Genomic DNA, 24773 nt, shown 5'->3' with positions numbered 1-24773 from the left:
GTCTTGCAAGCCGGCGGGCGCGCCACCATGGTGACAGGAGACCATCAGCCAGGAGGCGAACATGAGCGAGCACCGCATCGAGCGCGACAGCATGGGCGAGCTGGAGGTCCCGGCCGATGCCCTTTATGGCGCCCAGACCCAGCGGGCGGTGAACAACTTCCCGGTCTCCGGCCAGACGATGCCGACGGGCTTCATTCATGCCATCGCCCGCATCAAGCTGGCGGCGGCCCGGGTCAATCGCGACCTGGGGCTGCTGGACGCGGCCCGGGCCGAGGCCATCGAGGCGGCCGCGGAGGCGGTGATCGCCGGCGACCACGACGACCAGTTCCCGGTGGACGTCTTCCAGACCGGCTCCGGCACCTCCAGCAACATGAACGTCAACGAGGTGATCGCCCATCTGGCCAGCCGCGACGGCCTGGACGTGGGCCCCAACGATCACGTCAACATGGGCCAGTCGAGCAACGACGTCGTGCCCACCGCGCTGCATCTCTCGGCGGCGCTGGGCGTGGCCTGCGAGCTGCGCCCGGCGCTGGTGCACCTGCGCGGCACCATCGACGTGCGCGCCGAGGCGCTGGACGGCGTGGTCAAGACCGGCCGTACCCACCTGATGGATGCCATGCCGCTGCGCCTGAGCCAGGAGCTCGGCGGCTGGTCGAGCCAGGTCGGCCAGGCCATCGAACGCTTCGACGATGCCATGGGGCGGCTGTGCCGGCTGGCCCAGGGCGGCACCGCGGTGGGCACCGGCATCAACGCCCATCCCGAGTTCGCCGGGCGCATGGCCGCCGAACTCGGCCGGCAGACCGGGCTGTCGCTGGCGCCCAATGACAGCTTCTTCGCCAGCCTCGGCAGTCAGGACGCGGCGGTGGAGCTCTCCGGCCAGCTCAAGGCGCTGGCCTGTACGATCATGAAGATCGCCAACGACCTGCGCTGGATGAACTCCGGGCCGCTGGCGGGGCTCGGCGAGATCGAGCTCGAGGCGCTGCAGCCGGGCAGCTCGATCATGCCGGGCAAGGTCAATCCGGTGATTCCCGAGTCGGCCGCCCAGGCCGCCGCCCAGGTGATCGGTCACGACGCGGCGGTGACGGTGGCGGGGCAGAGCGGCAACTTCCAGCTCAACGTCATGCTGCCGCTGGTGGCCTACAACCTGCTGGATTCGATCACCCTGATGCGCAACGCCGCCTGGCTGCTGGCCGACCGCGCCATCGCTACCTTCAGGGTGCGCGAGGATCACCTGAGCGAGCCGCTGTCGCGCAATCCGATCCTGGTGACCGCGCTGAACTCGGTGATCGGCTACGACGCCGCGGCGGCCATCGCCAAGAAGGCCTATCAGGCGGGGCGGCCGATCATCGACGTGGCGGACGAGGAGACCGACCTCGGTCGCGAGGAGCTCGAGCGGCTGCTGGATCCGGCGGCGCTGACCCATGGCGGCATCCCGGGCTAGGCATGGTCTGAAAAGTGACTGCGCTCGGCGATACGGTGGCCCGGGGCGCGTCAGTCGTCCTGCTCGCGCTCCCGGGCCTGCTCGACGGTCTCGACCGCGTCGCGATGCTCTTCCCTGGTCGCCGTCGGGTTGTCGTGCTCGTCGGCGCGGGAGGGGCGATAGCAGAGCGTGGTCAGGATCGGGAAGTGGTCCGAGCCGAAGCGTGGCAGGCGCTGCATGCGCCGGAGGGTGAAATGCTCGCTGGCGAAGACGTGATCCAGCGGCCATCGCAGCAGCGCATGCTGGGCATGAAAGGTGCTGAACATGCCGCGGCCGCGGCGTGGATCGAGCATGCCGCTGACCCGGCAGAACAGCCGAGTGCTGCGCGACCAGGCCACGTCGTTGAGATCGCCAGCGACTACGGTGGGCACCGGGTCCTGATGAATGTGCTTGGCCACCAGCATCAGCTCGCCGTCCCGCCACAGCGATTCCTCGCTCTCGTTGGGGGCCGGCGGGCGAGGGTGCAGGGCGTGGAAGCGGATCCGCTCGCCGCTCTCGAGCTCGATGCCGCAATGGATCGACGGGATGTCGTCCTGGATCAGCCACTTGACCTTTGGGTCGACCAGCGGCCGGCGCGAATACAGGTGCATGCCGTAGAGGTTGTCCAGCGGCACGCGCACCGCATGCGGCCAGTCGTCGCCGAGTCCCTCGTCGAGGCGCTCGCCCCACCAGGCGTCGGACTCCAGCGTCAGGATCAGGTCGGGGTCCTTCTTGCGGATGATCGCGAGCAGGGTCTCGCTCTGGCGGTTGGGGGTCAGTACGTTGGCGACCAGCAGCGTCAGGCAACGGTCCGGCCGGTCGTGCCGGGCGCGCTTCACCTGCACCGGCCACAGCGGCGTCCAGGGCAGGATGTAGCGCAGCTGGATGGCGAACACGATGAGGCCGCCGGCGGCGATCCAGGGCGTCACGGCCGCATCGGCCAGCGGCGAGGCCAGCGCGCAGGCGGCACCGGCGAGGCCGATCTGCAGGCGCGGGAACTCACAGATCCGCAGCCACCACCAGTGCCCGGGCACCCGGGCGATCAGGCTGGCCAGCAGCAGAAGGGCGGCGATTCCGCCGAGCAGCCATCCGTGCATGTCGCGTCATCCCTCCGGCATGTCCACCTCGAAAGGGCGTGACCTCACGCCCTCCTCAACATGATGCAACTCGCTCTCCGCTGATCGGTGCCGAGCCATCGCGGTGGCTGAAAGCAGGACCTCGGCCAAGCCCGCTCCAGCCGTCAGGATGGCGCCGGCCGCTAGAGAACCTTGCGGCGCAGCAGGCCTGTCACCGCCTCCCCGACCAGCACCAGCGCGATGATGGCGATGAGGATCGTCGCCACGGTAGGCCAGGCGAAGGTGTCGATGGAACCCTGCAGGATGACCCCGATGCCGCCGGCGCCCACCAGTCCCAGCACTGTGGATTCGCGGATGTTGATATCCCAGCGCAGGATGACGATGGCGAAGAAGGCCGGCATGACCTGGGGCACCACCGCATAGGCGATCACCTTGGCCTTGGAGGCGCCGGTCGCCTCCATGGCCTCCACGGGGCGGCGGTCGATCTCCTCGATGGCCTCGCCCATCAGTTTGCCGATGAAGCCTACCGAACGGAACATGATGGCCAGTATGCCCGCGAGCACCCCAGGGCCGAAGATCGCCACGAACAGCAGTGCCCAGATGATCGTGTTCACCGAGCGGCTGGAGACCAGGATGAAGCGCCCCAGCCACAGGCAGGCGCGGTTGGGCGTGGTGTTCTGCGCAGCAATGTAGGAGACCGGCAGGGCGATGAAGATGGTGAGCATGGTCGCGAGGGTGGCGATGTGCACCGTCTCGATCATCGCATCCGCGATCTCGGCCAGCCGGGTCGGATCCGGCGGCCACATGCGCGCGCCCAAGCTCGAGATCTGGTTGGGGGCGTCCCATACCCATGGCCAGAAGATATCGATGTCGCTGACGGCCCAGACCACCACCATCAGGGTCAGCAGCATCACGCCGAAGCGGATCAGCCGCTGCTTGGGATTGTGCCGTCGCCAGATGCGATCGGCCAAGAGGTCGGTATCGTCTACCATATCTTCTTCCTTACCCAGCCGCTGACGCCTTCGCTGGCCAGGATCACCGCGATGATCACCAGCAGGATGGCGAAGGCGAAGTCATAGTCGTAGCGCCCGAAGGCGTTCATCAGGGTGCTGCCGATGCCGCCGGCGCCGACGATGCCGACCACCGCTGAGGCTCGAAGGTTGCTGTCGAGCTGATACATGGAGAGTCCTACCTGGCGGGGAAGGATCTGCGGGAAGACGGCGTAGAAGAGCGTCGTCAGATAGCCGGCGCCGGTGGAGCGCATCGCCTCCACCTGTCCCCAGTCGATCTCCTCGATCTCCTCGGCGAGCAGCTTGCCGACGAAGCCGATGGAGTAGAGGGTCAGCGTCAAGATCCCCGCCAGCGGGCCGAAGCCCACCGCCGCGACGAACAGGATGGCCACGATCACCGGGTGGAAACTGCGCGAGACGATGATCACCGCGCGCCCCAGCAGGTAGATCGGCAGCGGTGCGACGTTTCGAGCCGCCATCACCGCGAACGGCACCGACAGCAGCACGCCGAGCAGCGTCGCCAGGATGGCGATCTGCAGGCTCTCGGTGAAGCCGGTGAGCAGCAGGTCGAAGCGCGACAGGCTCGGCGGGAAGCCGCCGCCGAAGATGCGCGCCGCCCGGGGAAGCCCCTCGCTGATGCGCTCCCAGTTGAAGGGCAGGCTGCCGAAGGCCCACACCAGGTAGGCCGCCAGCACCACCAGCAGGCCGTAGCGCACCAGCGGGTTGGCGATGAAGGGGGGCTTGCGCCAGGTGCGCGGCGTGGCGCGCGCCTCGCGGTCAGGACTGGCCATCGCGCACCTCCTCCGCGGGGGGCGGGGCGAGTTCGTCTTCCGGCGCCTCGATACCGCCGTAGATGGCATCCAGGGCGGCCTTGTCGAAGTCCGCGGGAGCACCGTCGAAGATCATGGTGCCGTGGCGCAGCCCGACGATACGGTCGGTGTAGGTCCTCGCCTGCGCCACGTTGTGAATGTTGATCAGCACCGGCAGCGCGAGCTCGCTCGCCAGGCTCTGCAGCAGCACCATGATCTGCTCGGAAGTGCGAGGGTCGAGCGAGGCCGTGGGCTCGTCGGCGAGCAGCACCTCGGGCTCCTGCATCAGTGCCCGCACCACGCCGACGCGCTGGCGCTCGCCGCCGGATAGCTCGTCGGCACGCTTGTTGGCGTAGTGGGCGATACCCACGCGCTCCATCAGCACGAAGGCGCGCTCGATGTCGGCCTCCGGGTAGCGCCGGGTGATGGCCTGGAAGAGGTTGACGTAGCCGAGTCGACCGGCCAGCACGTTCTCCATCACGGTGAGACGGTCGATCAGGTTGAAGCCCTGGAAGACCATGCCGATCTTGCGTCGGGCGCGGCGCAGTTCTCCGTGGCGCAGCGTGACAAGCTCGGTACCGTTGAGCTTGATCGAGCCCGAGGTCGGCTCCACCAGGCGGTTGATACAGCGCAGCATGGTGCTCTTGCCGGCGCCGGAGGCTCCCACGATGGAGACGACGCTGTTGCCTTCCACGGTCAGGTCGAGTCCCTTGAGGACCGGCTCGTCACGGCCGTAACGCTTGATCAGGTTGGATATCTCTAGCATGAGGGGTCCGTCGAGAAAGGATCATCAAGACGTCGACGCCGGCCCTGCGGGAAGGCCGGCGCCGCTGACTCGTGAAGGTTACTGGAGGTTGTCGGGGGTGTACTCGACGCCGTTGGCACTCTGGATCGTGCGGATGACCTTCCAGTTGTCCTGATAGTTGATGGGGACGAACTTCTCGACGCCCTCGAATTCCTCGCCAAGCTCGGTGCCAGTGAACTCGAAGCTGAAGAAGGCCTCCTCGATCTTCTCGACCAGGTCGGGATGCAGGTTGTGGGCGTAGTTGTAGGAAGTGGTCGGGAAGCTGTCCGACTCGTAGATGATCTTGACGTCTTCCGGATCGTAGAGGCCGCGGGCGGCCATGCGATCGACCACCTCCGAGGCCACCGGAGCCGCGTCGTAGTCCTGGGCCACCACCCCGAGCATGGATTGATCATGGCTGCCGGAGTACACCACCTCGTAGTCTTCGCCGGGCACGATGCCCATTTCGGGGAAAAGTGCCCGCGGCGCCTGGTTGCCGGAGTTGGAGGTCGGCGAGGTGTGGGCGACGCGCTTTCCCCTCAGGTCCTCCATCTCGTCGATGCCGGAATCGACGTGGGTGTAGAGCTGCAGGGTGTAGCCGAAGCGACCGTCGTCAGAGCCCATCAGCGCGAAGGGCACGGCGCCCGCCAGGTTGACGGCGAAGGGGGTCGGGCCGGTGGAGAAGCCGGCGATGTGCAGGCGGCCGCTGCGCATGGCCTCGACCTGGGCCGAGTTGGACTGCACGGCGAAGAAGCGCACGTCGCGTTCGGTCACCTCCTCGAGGTGCTCGATGAACGGCTGCCAGATGTCGGAATAGATGGCCGGATCCTCGACCGGGGTGTAGGCGAAGATCAGGGTATCGGGATTGGCCCATTCGGATTCGTCTGACGGCCGGTCGGCGACCATGTCGCCATTCTCGTCGCAGTAGATATTGGCCAGTGCGCCGCGCTCGCACTCCTCCTGCGCCTGGGCCTGGCTCGCCAGCATGGCCAGCGGCAGCAGCGTGGAGAGGGCGATGGGGACGAGCGAGCGGTTTCCGGGGCGAGCGGAAGGGTAGATCATGGCGTGCCTCACGATTATTGTTTTAGGGCATGTGGTGTGTTGCATGTTCGGATATCGACATCAGCGAGTCACTGATGATTGATTCCGAATAACCTCTTTCAATCTAGGGTTTGTTACGAAACCATGTCAAACACTTTCCCCGGCGCCGACGGCGCCTGGCGCAACCGCTACCTGCTGATGCGCCACGGGCACAGCCAGGCCAACCAGGAGGGGCGGATCATCAGCTCGCCCGCGCTCGGCCTGACGGGGTTCGGGCTCTCGTCCCAGGGGCATGCTCAGCTCGACCAACTGCTGGTCGACTGGCGCTGGGCCAGGCCCCGGCGCATCCTGCACTCGGACTTTCTGCGGACCGCCGAGACTGCCGAGCGCGTCGCCACGCATTTCGGCCTGGCGCTCACCGCCGAGCCGCGCCTGCGGGAGCGTCATTTCGGTGAGCTCGAGGGGCAAAGCGACGCGCGCTATGCCGAGGTCTGGGCGCTCGACGCCCAGGATCCGACGCTTCGCCAGGGGGACGTCGAGGCCGTGGCCGAGGTGGCGGCGCGCATGCGTGCCGTGATCGACGAGATGGAGGCGCGCCACCGCGACGAGACGATCCTGCTGGTCAGCCACGGCGATCCGCTGCAGATCCTGCTGACCGCCCTGGAGGGGCGCGCGCTGAGCCAGCACCGGGAGCGGGAGCCCCTGGCGCCTGCCAGCATCACGTCTCTATAAGTTCGCCGTCGCCACAACGACGCGCCTGGGCCGGGCTCAGGCGGGGTGTCGGGCGCCCGCATCCGATGTCTCGGGGCCGAGCGTGGCGGACGGTAGTGCGGCCTCGAGGTAGTCGCTCAATCGCTGTCGCTCGGTGTCGGTGACTCGAAGCGCCAGCTTGGTGCGTCGCCAGAGAATGTCCTCGGCGCTGCGTGCCCACTCCTGCTCGACCAGATAGTCGACCTCGGCGGCGGTCAGGCCGGCCCCGAAGGCCTCACCCAGGGCCGCCTGACTGTCGCGGCCGTCGAGGAAGGCTCGGCACAAGGTGCCGTAGGTGCGGGCGAAGCGACGCGCCTGGTGGGCTTCCAGATAGGGATAGTCGACGAGCAGACGAGCCTCGAAGCTCGTTGGGTCGTCGATCTCGCCCCCTGGCAGCGGTGCCGCGGCAGTCCAGGGAGGGCGCATCCCGGTCAGGAAGGGGGAAAGCATCTCGAGGGCCGCCTCGGCCAGCTTGCGGTAGGTGGTGATCTTGCCACCGAAGACCGACAGCAGCGGGGCGCCCTGGGTGTCGAGGTCCAGGGTGTAGTCCCGGGTCATGGCCGACGGGTCGGCGGACTCGTCATCGCAGAGCGGGCGAACGCCGGCGAAGGTGCGGATGACATCGTGGCGGGTCAGGGGAGTCTCGAAGTGGTCGTTGACGACATCGAGCAGATAGTCGACTTCCTCGTCGCTGGCTTCGACCCGGGCGGGGTCGCCCTGGTATCGCCGGTCCGTGGTGCCGATCAGGCTGAAATCTTCCTCGTAGGGCAGCACGAAGACGATGCGCTTGTCGGTGTTCTGCAGAATGAAGGCGCGATCGTCGTGGTTGCGCCGCGGGACGATGAGGTGGCTACCCTGGATCATGTGTACGCCGTAACGCGACGTGCGCGGAGTCATGCCGCGAATGACACCTTCCACCCAAGGGCCTGCCGCATTGATCAGCGTGCGCGCGTGTCGCGTGAAGCGCGTGCCGCTGTCCGCGTGCTCCAGTTCGATTTCCCAGTGGCCATCGACCTCCCGGACGTTGACGCATCGAGTGCCGACCATGATCTCGGCCCCGTGTTCGCGTGCCTGGATGGCGTTGAGGACCACGAGTCGAGCGTCGTCGACCCAGCAGTCGGAGTACTCGAATCCTCGGGACAGATCGGCAGACAGGCCCAGTTCCGGCGTCAGGCGGAGCCCCTGTGACGCCGGCAGGCGTTCACGCCTGCCGAGATGGTCATACAGGAACAGGCCGGCACGGAGCATCCAGGCCGGACGCAGATGGGAGCGGTGGGGCAGGATGAAGCGCAGTGGCCAGATGATGTGGGGCGCCTTGGCGAGCAGTACCTCACGTTCGCGCAGCGCCTCGCGCACCAGTCGGAATTCGTGATGTTCCAGGTAGCGCAGTCCGCCATGGATCAGTTTGCTGCTGGCGGACGAGGTGGCACTTGCCAGGTCCGATTGTTCGCAAAGGCCGACCGAGAGGTCGCGCCCGGCCGCATCGGCGGCGATGCCGGCGCCATTGATGCCGCCGCCGATCACGAACAGATCCAGAATGCCGGGAGACGTCGCCATATCATGCTCCGTCGGGCGCAGGCCCTTGTGAAATCTCGATGATGTTGGAAATCGAAAATAGGGTATTTGGAATCGAACATCAAGCGGGCGTCATGCGAACCGCGTTGCCCCGAACGAGGGGGCTGGTGGCGGCGGAGGGCGGGCAGGGTGCGCTCAGGCGAGGTGCAGGGCGACGTCGTGCTGGCGAAGCAGTTCCTGGATGCGCTCAGAAGGCGGTCGGTCGGTGAACAGCGCATCGAGCTGGGAGAGGTTACCCTGGCGCACGACGGGGTTGCGCTGAAACTTGGAATGGTCGGCGGCCAGGAAGACCTGACGAGAGTTCTGGATGATCGCCTGGGCCACGCGGACTTCCTGGTAATCGAACTCGAGCAGCGAGCCGTCTTCGTCGATGCCGCTGATGCCGATGATCCCGAAGTCGACCTTGAACTGATGGATGAAGTCGATGGTCGCCTCGCCGATGATGCCGCCGTCCCGCGAGCGGACCTGGCCGCCGGCGACGATGACGTTGAAATCTTCCTTGCGCTGGAGGATGGCGGCCACGTTGAGGTTGTTGGTGATGACCTCGAGGCCGCTGTGATCGAGCAGGGCTTCGGCAACGACCTCGTTGCTGGTGCCGATGTTGATGAAGAGCGAAGCGTGATCGGGGATATGCTGGGCGAGCAGATGCGCGATGCGCTGCTTGGCTTCCAGGTTCAGGTTCTTGCGCATCGCATAGGCGGTGTTGACCGTGCTGGATTCGAGGCCGGCGCCGCCGTGAACACGCCGGAGCTGGCCTTCCCCGGACAGTCGGTTGAGATCGCGGCGGATCGTCTGCGGGGTGACGGCGAAATGCTCGGTGAGCTGCTCGATGCTGGCGTAGCCCTGGCGTCGAACGAGTTCGACGATGCTGTCCTGGCGCTGCTGTGGGGTCATGCTAACTCCTTGATGGTTGGCCATCTGCGCCAACCCGGACGCCGCTGCAGGCTGATGCTCGGCCCGTGGCGCGCCGAAAGTCTTAGTCGGGAGGCGGCATCACCAATTGAGTGCTATCAGTCGCTAGCGTAATCTTTTGATCATAATTGAACATTTTCCGGTGAAAAAGCGAAAGTGTTCCCGTGACAACGAGCCATCTCAGGATGCTTTCTCATGGCTTCTTACCTGCTTGCTATCGACCAGGGGACCACCAGCTCGCGCGCGATACTCTTCGATCGAGAGAGTCGCGGCATCGCGATGGCCCAGAGGGAGTTCCCTCAGCAGTTTCCCGCTGACGGATGGGTCGAGCATGATCCCGAAGCCATCTGGGAGAGCGTGCTGGCGACCTGTCGCGAGGTGATTGCCGAGCAGGGAGTGGCCATCGAGGAGATCGCCGGGATCGGCATCACCAATCAGCGGGAGACCACGCTGCTGTGGGATCGGGAAACCGGCAAGCCGCTTCACGACGCGATCGTATGGCAGGATCGGCGTACCGCCGAACACTGCCAGCGCCTTAGAGACGCCGGGCATGCCGAGCTGGTGCAGGCGCGTACCGGGCTTTTGATCGATCCCTATTTCTCGGCCACCAAGCTGGCCTGGCTGCTGGATAACGTCGAGGGTGCCCGTGAGCGAGCCGAGCGTGGCGAGCTGGCATTCGGCACGGTGGATACCTTCCTGATCTGGCGTCTCACCGGTGGTCGGGTGCACGCGACGGATGCAACCAATGCGTCGCGCACGGCACTGTTCGACATTCATTCGCAGCGCTGGGACCCGGATCTGATGGCGCTGTTCGATATCCCGGCCAGCCTGCTACCCGAGGTCAAGGACTCCAGCGACGACTTCGGTCGCACCAATGCCCATTGGTTCGGCGGCGAGCTGCCCATTGCCGGGGTGGCGGGTGACCAGCAGGCGGCCCTGGTGGGCCAGGCCTGTTTCTCGCCGGGCATGGGCAAGAGCACCTACGGCACCGGCTGCTTCATGATCGTGAACACCGGCCTGCAAGCCGAGGTCTCTCGTAATCGTCTGCTGACCACCGTGGGTTATCGCCTGAATGGCGTTCCGACCTATGCCATGGAGGGCAGTATCTTCGTGGCTGGAGCGACCGTCCAATGGCTGCGTGACGGGCTGAAGCTGTTCGCCGATGCATCCGAGACCGAGGCCCTGGCGCGAGAGACCAGTAGCGGTCACGGCGTGTATCTGGTGCCGGCCTTTACCGGGTTGGGGGCGCCACACTGGGATCCCAAGGCCCGCGGTGCGATCCTCGGGCTGACCCGAGACACCGGCATTGCCGATATCGTGGCCGCCGGCCTCCAGGCGGTCTGCTATCAGACGCGGGATCTGCAGGTGTGCATGAGTGACGACATGCGCACGCCGCCGGGCACCCTTCGGGTGGATGGCGGCATGGTGGTCAATGGCTGGGTGATGCAGTTCCTGGCCGACATGCTGGGCGTGCAGGTGGACCGTCCGGGCATTCTCGAGACCACGGCGCTTGGGGCGGCTTATCTGGCCGGTCTGCGACTTGGCTGGTACCGGGATCTCGAGGAGATAGCGGCACTCTGGCAGAGCGAGCGCAGCTTCTTCCCGTCAATGGAGGAGGGCGAGCGCGAGCGCCTCTATAGCGGTTGGCTGGAAGCGGTGGAACGCGTGCGCTGTGACCCTGAAGGTGCAGCGCCAAGCTCCTGATCCGCCGTGACTTGTTTGTGGCGTGCCTGGAAAAAGCGCTTGCATATTTTCGCGGAGTCCGTAGAATACGCATCCGTTGTCACGGCACAGATCGCCGCAAACAGCGACAGCAGGACCATAGCTCAGTTGGTTAGAGCGCCACGTTGACATCGTGGAGGTCGGCGGTTCAAATCCGCCTGGTCCTACCAGATTCCGCAAAAACGCCCCAAGGCTTCCGCTTCGGGGCGTTTTTCGTTGTGCCGATGGCTCGGGCGGGGGCGATGCGCTTCCGCCCGGCGGCATTTGCGGCCGCCGGGCGGATCAAGTCCCTAGTCGAGATCGCTGCGCTCGGCGAACACCTTCACCAGCGCCTCGAGGCCGGCCTGGTCGTCGGCGCCGAAGCGGCCGCGCGTCGGGCTGTCCAGGTCGAGCACGCCCCACAGGCGGTCGTTGACCACGATCGGGATCACCAGCTCGGCCTGGGAGGCGGCGTCACAGGCGATGTGGTCGGGGATGGCGTGGACGTCCTCGACGCGCTGTGTCTCGCGGGAGCGCGCCGCGGCGCCGCACACGCCCTTGCTGAACGGAATCGGATGGCAGGCGGGCTGGCCCTGGAAGGGGCCGAGCGACAGCACCTCGGGCTGGCGCTGCAGGTAGAAGCCGGCCCAGTTCAGCTCGGGCACCTGCTGCATGATGAAGGCGCAGGTCTGGGCGCTGTTGGTCAGCCAGTCACGGGTGTCCAGCAGGGCGTCGAGCTGGCGGGCGAGCAGAGCGTAATCGGTCATGGTCTCTCCTTCAACGACAGGGGCCGGCACAGTGGCCGGCCCCCTTTGGTAGCGTGATCGCGCGCTATGACGCGATCATGCGCCTTATTCGGCTTCGTCTTCGGTCCAGCCCGGCACCGCGGCGCCGTCGAACAGCTCCTCGGCCTTGGCGGCCACTTCGTCGCTCTGGTAAGCATCGACCAGCTGTTGGATCGCCTCGCGGTCCTCGTCACCGGCGCGCACGGCGATCAGGTTGACGTAGGGGGAGTCCGGGCCTTCCTTGATCAGGGCATCGTCCAGGCTCAGGCCGGCCGGCTGGGCGAAGGTGTTATTGATGAAGGCCATGTCCACATCGGGCAGCACGCGGGGCAGCTGGGCGGCCTCGATCTCGCGGAAGTCGAAGTCGTGCGGGTTCTCGACGATGTTCAGCGGGGTCGCCTCGAGGTTCTCGGGATCGTCCAGGGTGATCAGGCCCAGCTCGTGCATCAGGATCAGCGAGCGGCCCTCGTTGGTCGGGTCGTTGGGCAGGGCGATGGTGGCGCCGTCCGGCAGCGCGTCGATGCTGTCGACCTTCTCGGAGTAGGCGCCGATCGGATAGACGAAGGTGCGGCCGGCGATGGCGAAGTCGTAGCCGCGGTCGTCGATCATCGACTGCATGTACGGCTCGTGCTGGTAGGCGTTGGCATCCAGGCTGCCGTCGGCCAGTGCGGCGTTGGGCGTGACGTAGTCGGTGAACTCGACGATCTCGACGTCCAGGCCGTACTCGCGCTCGGCGACGTCGGCGGCGACCTGCATGACGTCGGTCTCGGGGCCGGCCACGGTGCCGACCTTGATGCCGTGCTCGTCGGCGTTGGCCTGGCCGATCGCGAGGGCCAGGGCGGAAGCGGCGAGGCCGCCGATCAGGATGCTGCGCATATCGATGTCTCCCTGTCGAAGCTGACGTGAGGTTCACCCACGACTATAAAGGTATAAAAACGAGATGTGTAATGCGATCTGGTTATCGAGGCGATGTCCTCACTTGTGATCGCTCTTGCGTACCAGATAGTCCCCCAGGCTCTGGAAGCCCTGCACCATGACCACCAGGATCACCACGGTGATGAGCATGATGGTGGGGTTGAAGCGATTGTAGCCGTAGCGGATGCCCAGATCGCCCAGGCCGCCGCCGCCTACCGCGCCGGCCATGGCGGAGTAGCTGATCAGGGTCACGACGGTCACGGTCAGGGCGGTGAAGATACCGCCGCGGGCTTCGGGAAGCAGCACTCGGGTGATGATCTGCCAGGGCGTGGCGCCCATGGACTGGGCGGCTTCCACCAGGCCTGGCGGGATCTCGTTCAGCGCGCCTTCGACCAGGCGTGCCACGAACGGGATGGCGGCGATGGTCAGCGGCACCACCGCGGCGTTGGTGCCGATGGAGGAGCCGACCAGGGTGCGGGTGAAGGGGATGATGGCCACCATCAGAATGATGAAGGGCACCGAGCGGCCGACGTTGGTGATGATGCCGAGCACGCCGTTGAGCGCCGGCTGGGCAAGTACCTGGCGGGGCCGGGTGACGTTGAGCAGCACGCCGAGCGGGATGCCCACCGCGGCGGAGATCAGTCCGGAAATCGCCACCATGTAGAGGGTGTCTAGGGTGGCTTCGAGGATCAGTTCAATTATCGCGCTGGACATGGCCGAGCACCTCCACCTTCAGGTCATGGGTTTCCAGGTAGGCGATGGCGCGGCGCGTCTCGTCCGCGTCGCCCATCAGTTCGGCGATCATCAGGCCCAGGGTGCGATCCTGGATCGACTCCACCTTGGCCTGAAGAATGCTGACGTCGACGCCGCACTCACGGGCCAGCCGCGAGATCAGCGGCGTGGAGACGGCGTCGCCGGAGAAGGCCAGGCGTACCACCGGATGCGTCTTCGCACCGGGCGACTCCTCGAGGCGTTCGACCAGCGTGCGTGGCGGCTCGAGCTCGAGGAAGTCGTTGAGGAAGTCGCGCCCAAGCCGGGTGCCGGGGGCGGTGAAGAAGTCGCCGACGTCGGCTTCCTCGACCAGCTCGCCGCCGGAGATCAGGCTGACGCGATGGCAGATGGTCTTGACCACCTCCATCTCGTGAGTGATCAGCAGGATGGTCAGGCCGAGCTTCTGGTTGATGTCCTGCAGTAGCTCCAGGATGGCGCCGGTGGTATGCGGGTCGAGCGCCGAGGTCGCTTCGTCGCACAGCAGCACCCGCGGACGGCTGGCCAGCGCCCGGGCGATGGCCACGCGCTGCTTCTGGCCGCCGGAGAGCTGGGCCGGGTAGTGGCTGGCCTTGTCGGCCAGGCCGACGAGCTCCAGCAGCGGCGTGACGCGCTCGCGGATCTCCGCTTTCTTCACGCCCATCAGCTCCAGCGGCAGCGCGACGTTGTCGAACACGGTGCGCGAGGTCAGCAGGTTGAAATGCTGGAAGATCATGCCGATGCGATGGCGCGCCTGGTTGAGCGCGTCGCGGGACAGGCCGGTGAGTTCCTGGCCGTCCACCGTGACGGTGCCCGTGGTGGGGCGCTCGAGCAGGTTCACGCAGCGGATCAGGGTCGACTTGCCGGCGCCGGACAGGCCGATCACGCCGTGGATCTGCCCCTTGGGCACGTGCAGGTCAACGGGCTTGAGCGCTTCGACGCCGTCGCGCTTGCCCTTGGTGAAGTAGGTCTTGGATACGTTCTGGAGTCGAATCATCTGGGCCACCGGGGTGGCGCCGGGGGAGGGGCGGGCCGTCAGCCGGCGAGCGGCCAAAAAAAAGGCCACCCTGACGGGTGGCCATCAACGCTGGACACACCCTTTTAGCTGCACTTCCTGCCGCACGGCTCGAAAACCATGCGTCAGCGGCGCCCGCAATCCGGGTCCAAATCGGCGCCGTCAAAATGTGCGCGTATCCTAGGGTTCGAACGGGCGTATGTCAAACCATTTGGTCCAAGTTGGTGTTCGCTAGCCGGGCTGATGGTGAGAATACCCAGAAAAACGCCTGAGACAGGAAAAACGTCTGGCGTAAGGGGCAGGGAGGGGCATCCGGTCGCTCCCGCGCCTCACCGGTGCCGCCATGGACGCCTGGTGTTGCCTTTCCCTACACTGATCACCTTTGCGCCCGTCCGGGCGGCATGACACGAGAGGAAGATCAGCACATGTTCACAGGCATCGTGCAGGGCATCGCCGAGGTGGTGGCCATCGAGGAGGCGGAGGCCTTCCGTACCCATGTAGTGCGCCTGCCGGGGGCGCTGGGCCAGGGGCTCGAGATCGGCGCCTCGGTGGCCCACAACGGGGTCTGCCTGACCGTCACCGAGATCGAGGGCGAGCGCGTCAGCTTCGACCTGATGCGGGAGACGCTGCGCGTCACCAACCTCGGCGAGCTGGCCGTCGGCGACCGGGTCAACGTCGAGCGCGCGGCTCGCTTCGGTGACGAGATCGGCGGCCACGCCATGTCAGGCCACGTGATCGCCACCGCCGAGCTGGTGTCCCTCGACGAGGCGCCCAATAACCGCCGGCTGTGGTTCGAGCTGCCGGAGTCTCTGGGTCGCTTCGTGTTCGACAAGGGCTACATCGGCGTGGACGGTGCCAGCCTGACCATCGGCGAGGCGCGGCCGGCCACTGCCGAGCACGGCCCGCGCTTCTGCGTCGATCTGATCCCCGAGACCCTGGCGCGCACCGTGCTTGCCGACCGGGTGCCGGGCGACCGCGTCAACATCGAGATCGATCCCCAGACCCAGGCCATCGTCGAGACGGTGGAGCGGGTGATGGCCTCTCGCGACGCCTGAGGTGTTCAGCGTGCGTTGGCGAGTCCGCTGGCCAGCGTTCCAAGCATCCCTTATATATCAGGAAGCCGTGCCGCATCGCCGGTAGCGGATGGCGCCTCGATTCCCGGGACGCCATCCGCTACCATGTGCGGCTTTTCTCGCACCCAGCAGGACGCCAAGCGCCGCACAGGACGAATTCTCCATGCAGAAAAGCCTGATCGAACGTCACTTCAAGCTCGCCGAACACGGCACGAACGCGAAGACCGAGATCATCGCCGGGATCACCACCTTCCTGACGATGGCCTACATCATCTTCGTCAATCCGAGCATCCTCTCCGAATCCGGCATGGACTACGGTGCGGTGTTCGTGGCCACCTGTCTGGCCTCCGCGGTGGGCTGTCTCATCATGGGGCTGTGGGCCAACTATCCCATCGCCCTGGCGCCCGGCATGGGCCTCAACGCCTTCTTCACCTATGGCGTGGTGATGGGGATGGGCTACAGCTGGGAAGCGGCGCTGGGCGCGGTCTTCCTGTCCGGCTTCACCTTCTTCCTGCTCAGCGTGTTCCGCATTCGCGAGTGGATCATCAACTCGATTCCCATGTCGCTGCGCCTGGGGATCGCCGCCGGTATCGGCCTGTTCCTGGCCATGATCGCGCTGCAGAATTCCGGCATCGTGGTGGCCAACGAGGCAACCTACGTGGCTCTCGGCGATCTGTCCGAGCCCGCGGCGCTCTACGCGCTGCTCGGCTTCTTCGTGATCACGGCGCTGGCACACCTGCGCGTCACCGGCGCGGTGATGATCGGCATCCTCGGCATCACCGCGCTGTCGATGCTGCTCGGCCATAACGAGTTCGGCGGCATCGTCTCCATGCCGCCCTCCATCGCGCCGACCCTGATGCAGCTCGACCTGGCCGGTGCTCTGGATGTGGCCATGCTCAGCGTGGTGTTCGCCTTCCTGTTCGTCGATCTGTTCGACACCTCCGGCACCCTGATCGGCGTCGCCCATCGGGGCGGCCTGCTCGACAAGGACGGCAAGCTGCCGCGTATCGGCCGCGCCATGATGGCCGACAGCGGCGCCTCCATGGCCGGTGCCGCGCTCGGCACCTCGACCACCACCAGCTACATCGAGTCCACCGCCGGCATCATCTCCGGCGGACGCACCGGCCTGACCGCCGTGGTGGTCGGCGTGCTGTTCTTGATCAGCCTGTTCTTCTCGCCGCTGGCGGGCTCCATCCCGGCCTTCGCCACCGCCGGCGCGCTGCTCTACGTGGCGGTGCTGATGGCGGGCAGCCTGGCCCACGCCGACTGGAACGACGCCACCGAGGCGGCGCCGGTGCTGATTGCGGCACTTGCCATGCCGCTGACCTTTTCCATTGCCGAGGGCATCGCCTTGGGCTTCGTCAGCTACGCCGCCATCAAGGCCCTGTCCGGTCGCTTCCGCGACCTGAATCCGGCCGTGGTGGTGCTGGCGCTGGTCTTCAGCGCCAAGCTGCTGTTCCTCGACTGACACCGACCGACGAGAATCGTGATGAGCATCTACGGCGACTACATCAAGTCCGTCATCCGCACTGTACCCGACTGGCCGCAGCCGGGCGTCAACTTCCGTGACATCACGCCGCTGCTGCAGAACAGCTCGGCCTTCCGCAAGCTGATCGACAGCTTCGTGCACCGCTATCAGGATCTGGAGCTCGACGCCATCGCCGCCATCGATGCCCGCGGCTTCATCGTCGGTGCGCCGCTGGCCTACGAGCTGGGTTGCAGCTTCGTGCCGGTGCGCAAGAAGGGCAAGCTGCCGTTCAAGACCATCAGCGAGACCTATACGCTGGAATACGGCGAGGCCGAGGTCGAGCTGCACAGCGACGCCTTCCGCGAGGGCGACCGCATCCTGGTGGTCGACGACCTGATCGCTACCGGCGGCACCATGCTGGCCGCGGCCAAGCTGATCACCCGCAGCGGCGGCCATGTGGTGGAGACGTCCACCATCGTCGACCTCCCGGACCTGGGTGGCGCCGATCGTATTCGCGAGGCCGGTTTCAACGTCTTCGCGGTCTGTTCCTTCACCGAGGACGAGTGACGCCATCATGAGTCATCGCTATCACCAGCACTTCACCGTGTCCTGGGACCAGCTGCACCGGGACGTGCGCGAGCTTTGCCATCGACTGGTCGAGCGCGACTTCCAGGGCATCGTCGCCATCACCCGCGGCGGCCTGATTCCGGCGGCGCTGATCGCCCGCGAGCTCAATGTGCGACTGATCGACACCGTCTGTATCAAGAGCTACGAGGGGCAGGACCAGGGGGCGCTCGAGGTGATGAAGGGCGTCGACCACGACGGCGACGGCTGGCTGCTGGTGGACGATCTCGTCGATACCGGCAAGACGGCGCGCAAGGTACGCGAGATGCTGCCTCGCGCGCACTTCGTCACAGTCTATGCCAAGCCGGAGGGGCGCCCGCTGGTCGACCAGTACCTCACCGAGGTGGCCCAGGACTGCTGGATCCAGTTCCCCTGGGACATGGGGGTGACCTATGTCGAACCCCTGGCCGACCGGATCAAGCGCTGACTCATGAATAGCCCGTTACCCGACAGCTGGCAGCGCTGGCTCGGCGACGAGTTCGCCGCGCCCTACATGCAGGCGCTGCGTGATTTCCTGGCGGCCGAGAAGGCCGCCCGCAAGGTCATCTACCCGCATTCCTCCGACTGGTTTCGCGCCTTCGAGCTGACGCCACTGGATCGGGTCAAGGTGGTGATCCTCGGTCAGGACCCTTACCACGGGCCGGGCCAGGCCCACGGCCTGTGCTTCTCGGTGCGTCCCGGGGTGCGCATTCCGCCGTCGCTGGTCAACGTCTACAAGGAGCTGGCCACCGACGTCGGCTTCGTGCCCGTCGACCACGGCAACCTGGAGCACTGGGCGCGCCAGGGCGTGCTGCTGCTGAACACCTCGCTGACGGTGGAGCAGGGCAATGCCGGCTCCCATCGCGGCAAGGGCTGGGAGACGTTCACCGATCGCGCCATCGCCACGGTCAGCGAGCACGCCGAGCCCACAGTCTTCCTGCTGTGGGGTAGCCACGCGCGCCAGAAGAAGGCGTTGATCGACACCTCGCTCCATCTGGTGCTGGAGTCGCCGCACCCGTCGCCGCTGTCGGCGCACCGCGGCTTCTTCGGCAACCACCACTTCTCGCGGGCCAATGGCTTCCTCGCCGAGCACGGCCGTGAGCCGGTCGACTGGCAGCTGCCGGCCACGCCGGAGTGACGGACCGCCGTTCCCGGGAGTGGCGACTCGCCCGGGAACGGCCCTTTCCGTCGCTGATTTCGCGTCGTTCAACACCTGTTCCACGACGATCGAGTCGTGTCGTTCCGCTGTCAACGGTCGCCTTAACCTTGGGCCGGCTTGCGGGTAGAATGGCGCGCGATTTTGCGCACGCCCCGTGTGCGACTAAGCTTGCCGACGAATCCCCACGCCCGAAGAGGTCCGCCCCATGAGTGTCCATGCCATCCAGCATCCCCTGGTCCAGCACAAGCTGGGACTGATGCGCGAGGCCGGTATCAGCACCAAGAGTTTCCGTGAACTGGCCGGCGAGGTGGCCAAGCTGCTGACCTACGAGGCGACCCAGGATCTGGAGCTGGAAACCACCGAGCTCGATGGCTGGAGCGGCAACAAGATTCCCGTCCAGCAGCTCAAGGGCAAGAAGACCACCATCGTGCCGATCCTGCGTGCCGGTCTCGGCATGCTCGACGGCGTCACCGATCTGATTCCCAGCGCGCGCATCAGCGTGGTCGGCCTCTATCGCGACGAGGAGACCCTCGAGCCGGTGCCGTACTTCTCCAAGTTCGCCGGCGAGATGGACGAGCGCATGGCCATCGTCATCGATCCGATGCTGGCCACCGGCGGCACCATGGTCGCGACGCTGGACATGCTGCGCGAGCGCGGCTGCCAGCACATGAAGGTGATCGTGCTGGTGGCCTCGCCCGAGGGCATCGAGCGCGTCCAGGAATCCTACCCGGACATCGAGATCTACACCGCCGCGGTGGACGAGCGCCTGGACGAGCACGGCTACATCGTCCCCGGGCTCGGGGACGCCGGGGACAAGATCTTCGGCACCCGCTGATTCAATAAATCATTGATTGCTTTGACGCCCCTTCTTCAGGGGCGTTTTTCTGCCTGGCTCTTACGGAGACTTCGGATGACGGAAAGTACCGCTTCCTCGACCGCCCCGACGGTCGAATCCCCGCTGCGTACGCTGATCGTCGGCGCCCAGATGCTGTTCGTGGCCTTCGGCTCGCTGGTACTGGTGCCGCTGCTGACCGGTCTCGATCCCAACGTGGCGCTGTTCACCGCCGGCATCGGCACCCTGGTGTTCCACGCCGTGACCCGCAACAGCGTGCCGGTGTTCCTGGCCTCGTCCTTCGCCTTCATCGCGCCGATCCAGGGCTCGGTGGCGAGCTTCGGCGTGTCCGCGACCCTCGGCGGGCTGCTGGCCGCCGGCGTGGTCTACGTGGTGATCTCTCAGATCGTGCGCCTCAAGGGCACCGTCTGGCTGCATTACCTGTTGCCGCCGGTGGTGGTGGGCCCGGTGATCATGGTGATCGGCCTGGCCCTGGCGCCGGTGGCGGTGGACATGGCCACCGGCGGCACCAGCGATGCCATCGGCTACGGCCGCGCGATGGTGCTGTCCATGGCCAGCCTGCTGGTGACCCTGGTGCTGGCGGTGTTCGGCCGCGGCCTGATCCGTCTGATCCCGATCCTCGGCGGCATCGTCACCGGCTACGTGCTGGCCGCGCTGATGGGCGTGGTCGACTACACGCCGGTGCGCGAGGCGGCCTGGCTGGCGATGCCCGAGTTCGTGGCGCCGAGCTTCCACTGGGCCGCGGTGCTGTTCATGATCCCGGTGGCCATCGCCCCGGCGGTGGAGCACATCGGTGACATGATCGCCATCGGCTCGGTGACGCGTCGCAACTACCTGGACAAGCCCGGCCTGCACCGCACCCTGCTGGGCGACGGTCTGGCGACCTGCACGGCCTCGCTGTTCGGCGGCCCGCCCAACACCACCTACTCCGAGGTCACCGGTGCCGTGACCCTGACTCGGGCCTTCAATCCGCGGATCATGATCGTCACTGCGGTGATCGCCGTGCTGCTGTCCTTCCTCGGCAAGCTCGGTGCCGTGCTGCAGACCATTCCCGGCCCGGTGATGGGCGGCATCATGACCCTGCTGTTCGGCTCCATCGCGGTGGTCGGCATGAACACCCTGGTGCGCGCCGGCAAGCCGCTGACCGCACCGCGCAACCTGGTGGTGGTGTCGCTGATCCTGGTCTTCGGCATCGGCGGCATGCAGCTCGGCGGTGGCCAGTTCACGCTGCAGGGCGTCGGTCTCGCCGCGCTGGTGGGTATCCTGCTCAACGCCATCCTGCCGCGCGCCGAAGAGGAATAAGGCCTCGCCGCCGGCGCTGTCGCGGCGCCGGCGGCCGGCCTCCCTTTGCGTCTTGCTTCTCTCGTTGCTTTCCCCTCATTCCTTCGCCCTTGGTCTGGCTTGGCAAGGACGCTTCTCGGGTCTACATTTTTATAAAATGTAGAAATTTACCGGAGCGCCTTCATGAGCCAGATCACTCCCATGACCTGGGACGACCCCTTCCGCCTCATCGATCAGCTGGCCGGCGACGAACGCCTGGTCCAGCAGACCGCCCACGACTACTGCCAGGAGCAGCTGCTGCCCCGGGTGCGCGAGGCCAACCGCCTGGAGCGCTTCGATCGCGAGATCATGACCGAGATGGGCGAGCTCGGCCTGCTCGGGGCGACCATCGACGGCTTCGGCTGCGCCGGGATGAACTATGTCAGCTACGGGCTGATCGCCCGCGAGGTCGAGCGGGTCGACTCCGGCTATCGCAGTGCCATGAGCGTGCAGTCGAGCCTGGTCATGTACCCGATTCACGCCTTCGGCAGCGAGGCCCAGAAGGATCGCTACCTGCCGAAGCTCGCCAGCGGCGAGTGGGTCGGCGCCTTCGGTCTCACCGAGCCGGATCACGGCTCCGATCCCGGCGCCATGTCGACCCGTGCCCGGCGCACCGACGGTGGCTGGCGGCTCAGCGGCACCAAGACCTGGATCACCAACGCGCCGATCGCCGACGTCTTCGTGGTCTGGGCCCGGGACGAGGAGGGCACGATCCGAGGTTTCGTGCTGGAGCAGGGCATGGAAGGGCTCTCGGCCCCCAGGATCGACGGCAAGTTCAGCCTGCGCGCCTCGACCACCGGCCAGATCGTGATGCAGGACGTGGAGGTCTCGGACGACGCCCGTCTGCCCGGCGTTACCGGCCTCAAGGGGCCCTTTTCGTGCCTCAACCGTGCCCGCTTCGGCATCGCCTGGGGCAGCATGGGCGCCGCCGAGGCCTGCTGGCACGCCGCCCGTCAGTACACCCTCGATCGCCAGCAGTTCGGTCGCCCCTTGGCCGCCAATCAGCTGATCCAGAAGAAGCTCGCCGACATGCAGACCGAGATCGCGCTGGGACTGCAGGCTGCGCTGCGGGTGGGGCGGATGATCGACGACGGTCAGCTGGTGCCCGAGACCATCTCGCTGATCAAGCGCAACAACTGCGGCAAGGCCCTGGACATCGCCCGTCAGGCGCGGGACATGCACGGCGGCAACGGCATCAGCGACGAGTATCCGGTGATCCGCCACGTCATGAATCTCGAGGCGGTCAACACCTACGAGGGCACCCACGATATTCATGCGCTGATACTCGGCCGGGCGCAGACCGGCATTCAGGCCTTCACCGGATAACGCTTATATCGACGAGCGAGGAGCGCCGGGGGCAAGGCTGAGAGGAGGTCCTACGCCAAGGAAGGCGTCGGTAGCGTACAGGGAGGTATTCACAGCGCCTCCTCGATGGCTTGACGCCGGAGCAGCCACGAGAGGAGGGGGAACTCAATGAGCGGACCGCTGGACGGCGTGGTGGTGCTGGACCTGTCCCGGGTGCTGGCCGGGCCCTGGGCGGGGCAGCTGCTGGCCGACCTGGGCGCCCGGGTGATCAAGGTCGAGCATCCCGTACGCGGCGACGACACTCGCGGCTGGGGGCCGCCCTGGCTGGAGGGCGAGGCGAGCGGCGAAGGGGGCGGCGAGGAGGACGCCGAGCGTTTGGCCGCCTATTACCTCTGCGCCAATCGCGGCAAGCAGTCGCTGGCCGTGGATATCGCCACCGAGGCGGGCCAGGCGCTGGTGCGTCGGCTCGCCGCCGGCGCCGACGTGCTGCTGGAGAACTTCAAGGTCGGCGGCCTGGCCCGCTATGGCCTCGACCATCGGAGCCTGAAGGCGGTGAATCCGGGCCTGATAGGCTGCTCGATCACCGGCTTCGGCCAGGACGGCCCCTACGCCCACCGCGCCGGTTACGACTTCATGATCCAGGCCCTGGGCGGGCTGATGAGCCTGACCGGCGAGCCCGATGGCATGCCGATGAAGACCGGGGTCGCGATCACCGACGTGATGACCGGCCTCTACGCCGCGGTCGGCGTGCTGGCGGCCCTTTACGAGCGGGAGCGGGGCGAGAAGAGCGAGCGGGGAGAACAGGCCGAACAGAGTGAGGAGAGGACCGAAGGGCGTCATATCGACGTGGCGCTGCTCGACGTCCAGCTGGCGACCCTGGCCAATCAGGCGCTCAACGCCCGGGTAACGGGCGAGAATCCCGCCCGCCACGGCAACGCCCACCCCAACATCGTGCCCTACCAGGCCTTCGCCTGCGCCGACGGCTACCTGGTGCTGACGGTGGGCAACGACGCCCAGTTCGCGCGCCTGGCCGAGCTGCTGGGGCATCCGGGCTGGGTCGACGATCCCGCCTTCGCCACCAACGCGGCCCGGGTCGCGCACCGCGAGGCGCTGGTCCCGCGGATCGCCGAGGCGTTCCTGAGCCGGCCGCGCGATGCCTGGCTGGCCGATCTCGAGGCCCTCGGCATTCCTGCCGGGCCGATCAATACCCTGACCGAGGCCTTCGACGATCCTCAGGTGCGTCATCGCGGCCTGTGCCGCAGCCTGGCGCATGCCGATGGCCGGACGGTGCCGCAGATGGCCAACCCGCTACGCTTCGACGGCGAGAGCGCCACCTCCGATTGCCCGCCGCCGGGCCTTGGCCAGGACAGCGATGCCGTGCTCGCCGAGCTGGGCCTCGACACCGAGGCGATCGCGCGGCTGCGGCGGCTGAATATCGTGCGTTGAGGCGCTTCGTGACCTGGGCTCGGTGTTCCTGAGGCCTGGTCAGCGCGGCGAGAAGCGTCGGCTGATGCCGGTCTCGGCGATCATCCGTGTCGAGATCTCCTCCACCGAGAAGCGCGTGGTATCGATGTAGGGGATGTGCATGCGACGATACAGCGCCTCGGCCTCGGCCACTTCCTGCACGCACTGGTCCATGGAGCTGTAGCGGCTGTTGGGACGGCGTTCGTGGCGGATCGCCGCCAGCCGGCGCGGATCGATGGTCAGGCCGAACAGCTTGTGGCGATGCTTGGCCAGCACCGGCGGCAGCTTGAGGCTGCCGTTCTCGTCCTGGTCGTCTTCGGTCAGCGGGTAGTTGGCGGCGCGGATGCCGAACTGCAGCGCCAGGTACAGCGAGCTCGGCGTCTTGCCGCAGCGTGACACCCCGACCAGGATGATGTCCGCCTTGTCGTACTGGTGAGTGCGGGCACCGTCGTCGTTGTCCAGGGCGAAGTGCACCGACTGGATGCGGTCCATGTAGACATCGTCGCTGCCGATGGCGTGGGTACGGCCCACGCTGTAGGAGGAGTGGGTGGCCAGCTCCTGCTCCAGCGGCTCGAGGAAGGTCGAGAAGATGTCGACCTGGAAGCCCTCGGCGTCGCGGATCACGGCGCGCACGTCCTGGTCGACGATGGTGTCGATGATGATCGGCGTGTTGCCGTCCTTGACTGCGGTGGCCTGGATCACCTCGACCAGGCGCTTGGCCTTTTCGACGCTGTCGATGTAGGGCTTGGTCAGCATGCGGATCTCGACGTTCTCGAACTGGGCCAGCAGGCTGCGACCCAGGCTCTCGGCGGTGATGCCGGTGCCGTCGGAAATGAAGAAGGCGGTGCGTGTCATGGGGCTCGCTCGGGCGGGGGAGAATGGCCTCATTGTCGAGTCTCGCGCGGGGCCAGACAAGCGCGACTACAGGAAACGCCAGGATCGGCGAATT

Annotated in this window: 24 protein-coding genes and 1 tRNA gene; 13 read left to right on the top strand and 12 right to left on the bottom strand. The window is 66.5% G+C overall.

Annotated elements, in window-relative coordinates; all coding sequences use genetic code 11:
- The first annotated feature begins 61 nt into the window (after window positions 1-61).
- Complete coding sequence (locus tag CVH10_RS02105) at window positions 62-1441, top strand: lyase family protein (RefSeq protein WP_035598610.1); 1380 nt, start codon at window positions 62-64, stop codon at window positions 1439-1441.
- Between the two features lie 50 nt (window positions 1442-1491).
- Here CVH10_RS02105 and CVH10_RS02100 read toward each other — a convergent pair whose 3' ends face one another.
- From CVH10_RS02100 to phnD, 5 genes are all read right to left on the bottom strand, one after another.
- On the bottom strand, window positions 1492-2556 hold the full coding sequence (locus CVH10_RS02100; protein ID WP_106487685.1) for an endonuclease/exonuclease/phosphatase family protein: 1065 nt from the start codon (window positions 2554-2556) through the stop codon (window positions 1492-1494).
- Between the two features lie 161 nt (window positions 2557-2717).
- The gene (gene phnE / locus CVH10_RS02095) at window positions 2718-3527 is read right to left on the bottom strand and encodes a phosphonate ABC transporter, permease protein PhnE (RefSeq protein ID WP_035598616.1); all 810 of its coding nucleotides are present in this window, start codon (window positions 3525-3527) and stop codon (window positions 2718-2720) included.
- The gene (phnE, locus tag CVH10_RS02090; protein WP_046080273.1) at window positions 3521-4336 is read right to left on the bottom strand and encodes a phosphonate ABC transporter, permease protein PhnE; all 816 of its coding nucleotides are present in this window, start codon (window positions 4334-4336) and stop codon (window positions 3521-3523) included. The genes phnE (CVH10_RS02095) and phnE (CVH10_RS02090) overlap by 7 nt, the downstream gene beginning before the upstream one ends.
- Window positions 4323-5120, bottom strand: a complete 798-nt coding sequence (gene phnC, locus CVH10_RS02085; RefSeq protein WP_035598623.1) for a phosphonate ABC transporter ATP-binding protein — start codon at window positions 5118-5120, stop codon at window positions 4323-4325. Before phnC ends, phnE (CVH10_RS02090) begins: the two co-directional genes overlap by 14 nt.
- A 78-nt stretch (window positions 5121-5198) precedes the next feature.
- Window positions 5199-6200, bottom strand: a complete 1002-nt coding sequence (gene phnD / locus CVH10_RS02080; protein ID WP_106487684.1) for a phosphate/phosphite/phosphonate ABC transporter substrate-binding protein — start codon at window positions 6198-6200, stop codon at window positions 5199-5201.
- Window positions 6201-6323: 123 nt separating this feature from the next.
- On the opposite strand from phnD, the gene CVH10_RS02075 reads away from it, so the two are divergent.
- The gene (locus CVH10_RS02075) at window positions 6324-6911 is read left to right on the top strand and encodes a histidine phosphatase family protein (RefSeq protein WP_106487683.1); all 588 of its coding nucleotides are present in this window, start codon (window positions 6324-6326) and stop codon (window positions 6909-6911) included.
- Between the two features lie 36 nt (window positions 6912-6947).
- On the opposite strand, the gene glpD is transcribed toward CVH10_RS02075, so the two are convergent.
- Both glpD and CVH10_RS02065 read right to left on the bottom strand, forming a co-directional pair.
- On the bottom strand, window positions 6948-8486 hold the full coding sequence (glpD, locus tag CVH10_RS02070; RefSeq protein ID WP_106487682.1) for a glycerol-3-phosphate dehydrogenase: 1539 nt from the start codon (window positions 8484-8486) through the stop codon (window positions 6948-6950).
- 153 nt (window positions 8487-8639) lie between these two features.
- Window positions 8640-9398 (bottom strand): DeoR/GlpR family transcriptional regulator, encoded by a 759-nt coding sequence (locus CVH10_RS02065; protein ID WP_035598632.1) that lies wholly within the window; start codon window positions 9396-9398, stop codon window positions 8640-8642.
- A gap of 213 nt (window positions 9399-9611) precedes the next feature.
- Between CVH10_RS02065 and glpK the strand changes: the two genes are divergently transcribed.
- Both glpK and CVH10_RS02055 read left to right on the top strand, forming a co-directional pair.
- Entirely contained in the window at window positions 9612-11120 is a 1509-nt protein-coding gene (glpK, locus tag CVH10_RS02060; protein ID WP_035598634.1) for a glycerol kinase GlpK, read from the top strand.
- A gap of 111 nt (window positions 11121-11231) precedes the next feature.
- Window positions 11232-11308 (top strand) — tRNA-Val (locus CVH10_RS02055).
- A gap of 120 nt (window positions 11309-11428) precedes the next feature.
- On the opposite strand, the gene CVH10_RS02050 is transcribed toward CVH10_RS02055, so the two are convergent.
- From CVH10_RS02050 to CVH10_RS02035, 4 genes are all read right to left on the bottom strand, one after another.
- Window positions 11429-11884 carry a GAF domain-containing protein gene (locus tag CVH10_RS02050; protein WP_035598636.1) on the bottom strand — a complete coding sequence of 152 codons (456 nt, stop codon included), beginning with the start codon at window positions 11882-11884 and terminating at the stop codon, window positions 11429-11431.
- Window positions 11885-11968: 84 nt separating this feature from the next.
- Window positions 11969-12778, bottom strand: coding sequence for a MetQ/NlpA family ABC transporter substrate-binding protein (locus CVH10_RS02045; RefSeq protein WP_035598638.1), 810 nt, complete (start codon window positions 12776-12778; stop codon window positions 11969-11971).
- 99 nt (window positions 12779-12877) lie between these two features.
- Entirely contained in the window at window positions 12878-13531 is a 654-nt protein-coding gene (locus CVH10_RS02040; RefSeq protein WP_106487681.1) for a methionine ABC transporter permease, read from the bottom strand.
- On the bottom strand, window positions 13512-14561 hold the full coding sequence (locus CVH10_RS02035; protein WP_106487680.1) for a methionine ABC transporter ATP-binding protein: 1050 nt from the start codon (window positions 14559-14561) through the stop codon (window positions 13512-13514). Before CVH10_RS02035 ends, CVH10_RS02040 begins: the two co-directional genes overlap by 20 nt.
- 443 nt (window positions 14562-15004) lie before the next feature.
- Here CVH10_RS02035 and CVH10_RS02030 point away from each other — a divergent pair, with 443 nt between their 5' ends.
- From CVH10_RS02030 to CVH10_RS01990, 9 genes are all read left to right on the top strand, one after another.
- Window positions 15005-15634 (top strand): riboflavin synthase subunit alpha, encoded by a 630-nt coding sequence (locus CVH10_RS02030; protein ID WP_106487679.1) that lies wholly within the window; start codon window positions 15005-15007, stop codon window positions 15632-15634.
- 181 nt (window positions 15635-15815) lie between these two features.
- On the top strand, window positions 15816-17120 hold the full coding sequence (locus CVH10_RS02025) for an NCS2 family permease (RefSeq protein WP_035598646.1): 1305 nt from the start codon (window positions 15816-15818) through the stop codon (window positions 17118-17120).
- A gap of 21 nt (window positions 17121-17141) precedes the next feature.
- Window positions 17142-17687, top strand: coding sequence for an adenine phosphoribosyltransferase (locus CVH10_RS02020; protein WP_016854700.1), 546 nt, complete (start codon window positions 17142-17144; stop codon window positions 17685-17687).
- A 4-nt stretch (window positions 17688-17691) separates the two neighbouring features.
- Window positions 17692-18171, top strand: coding sequence for a xanthine phosphoribosyltransferase (gene gpt, locus CVH10_RS02015; RefSeq protein ID WP_035598737.1), 480 nt, complete (start codon window positions 17692-17694; stop codon window positions 18169-18171).
- A gap of 3 nt (window positions 18172-18174) precedes the next feature.
- Window positions 18175-18861, top strand: coding sequence for a uracil-DNA glycosylase (gene ung, locus CVH10_RS02010; RefSeq protein ID WP_106487678.1), 687 nt, complete (start codon window positions 18175-18177; stop codon window positions 18859-18861).
- Window positions 18862-19087: 226 nt separating this feature from the next.
- Window positions 19088-19717 (top strand): uracil phosphoribosyltransferase, encoded by a 630-nt coding sequence (upp, locus tag CVH10_RS02005; protein WP_035598651.1) that lies wholly within the window; start codon window positions 19088-19090, stop codon window positions 19715-19717.
- Between the two features lie 75 nt (window positions 19718-19792).
- Window positions 19793-21037, top strand: coding sequence for a uracil-xanthine permease family protein (locus CVH10_RS02000; protein ID WP_035598654.1), 1245 nt, complete (start codon window positions 19793-19795; stop codon window positions 21035-21037).
- Window positions 21038-21199: 162 nt separating this feature from the next.
- The gene (locus CVH10_RS01995; protein WP_106487677.1) at window positions 21200-22381 is read left to right on the top strand and encodes an acyl-CoA dehydrogenase; all 1182 of its coding nucleotides are present in this window, start codon (window positions 21200-21202) and stop codon (window positions 22379-22381) included.
- 147 nt (window positions 22382-22528) lie between these two features.
- Complete coding sequence (locus tag CVH10_RS01990; protein WP_106487676.1) at window positions 22529-23806, top strand: CaiB/BaiF CoA-transferase family protein; 1278 nt, start codon at window positions 22529-22531, stop codon at window positions 23804-23806.
- 39 nt (window positions 23807-23845) lie between these two features.
- Here CVH10_RS01990 and CVH10_RS01985 read toward each other — a convergent pair whose 3' ends face one another.
- Window positions 23846-24679: a pyruvate, water dikinase regulatory protein gene (locus tag CVH10_RS01985; protein ID WP_035598661.1), complete on the bottom strand. Its 834-nt coding sequence runs from the start codon at window positions 24677-24679 to the stop codon at window positions 23846-23848.
- Window positions 24680-24773 lie beyond the last annotated feature (94 nt).

It is taken from the genome of Halomonas sp. ND22Bw (assembly GCF_003011945.1).
Classification (GTDB): Bacteria; Pseudomonadota; Gammaproteobacteria; order Pseudomonadales; family Halomonadaceae; genus Halomonas; species Halomonas halophila.
Note: the sequence above shows the minus strand (reverse complement) of the source record. Positions and strands in the feature narration are given on the sequence as shown.